The sequence below is a fragment of the Phenylobacterium sp. CCH9-H3 genome (assembly GCF_001557235.1).
Lineage (GTDB): Bacteria > Pseudomonadota > Alphaproteobacteria > Caulobacterales > Caulobacteraceae > Phenylobacterium.
Window position 1 is genome coordinate 1 of the sequence record NZ_LSJI01000196.1, and the last position, 1,023, is coordinate 1,023.

The window sequence follows — 1,023 nt, forward strand, 5'->3', positions numbered from 1 at the left end:
CGGCGACGCTGCAGACCTCTGTGAGCTGCGCGTCGGCCAGGTACTCAGGCGGCGCTACGACACGTTTCAGGAGGTAACCGGCCGGGATCATCGTGCATTACTTGCGCGGAGCGCCCCAATGTCCGCAAGGGGTCTAATCCGGTCGGAAGCCCACTCGCTGCAACAGGACCTCGGCCGCCGCGCCATTCACCCGTCCACGTGAACGCCAACGAGTCGCGCCGCCACCGGGCGCCAGGGTCCCTACCGGTCCGCCTGCGCCGTCCCCCGCGGCCCGACCCACCCGGCCATGTCCACCTCGTCCGTCACCCGGTATGGGCGGCCCCACTGGTCAGTGAAGAAGCGTTCCATCTCGGGCCGGGTGAATGGCCTTGAGCCCAGGCGGCCGAAGATGGCCATCTGGCCGCCGGTCTCGTCCACGGCGCGGTCGCGGTCCAGGCCCTTGGAGAGGGCCAGCGCCGGCGACGGCGTGCGGGCCCAGGCGATCAGCTCGGGCTTCGGGGGTGGCGAGAAGCCATAGAAATTGGGCTGGCTGGAGGGGCTGATCAGCTGCAGCACCTTCATGCCGTTCCGCCCGTCGGCGACGTAGGCGAACAGCGAGGCGTTGGTGGAGGCGACCACCACGTCCTCGGCGTCGTTCAGCGCGCCGCCGGCGTCGAACTTCTGGTAGAGGCGCGGCCGCTCGGGGTTCTTCACGTCCACGATGACCAGGCCGTCCTTCTTGGCCGCCACATAAGCGAAGGTGCGGGCCACATAGACGCGGCGGGCGTCCACCAGCGGCACGGTCGCCCCTTCCACCAGCTCGGGCTGGTCCAGCTTGGTGACGTCCAGCACGTCCAGGCCCCGGGCGGTGGTCACCCAGAGGTAGCGGAACTGCAGGGCCGAGCCGCGCACGTCGGGCAAGGCCACGGTGGTCACGTGCCGCGGCTTCAGCGGATCGTTCAGGTCCACGACCACCAGGCCCGCGTCGGCGGCGATATAGGCGTAGTGGCCGCCCAGGGTGATGTGGCGGGCGCCGTTCAGCAC

At 70.0% G+C, this 1,023-nt stretch carries 1 protein-coding gene; it reads right to left on the reverse strand.

Going from position 1 to position 1,023, the window contains the following annotated elements; all coding sequences use genetic code 11:
* Window positions 1–240: 240 nt before the first annotated feature.
* Window positions 241–1,023: LVIVD repeat-containing protein (locus tag AX721_RS17595; RefSeq protein WP_231754734.1), on the reverse strand; the 783-nt coding region annotated here is incomplete at its 5' end.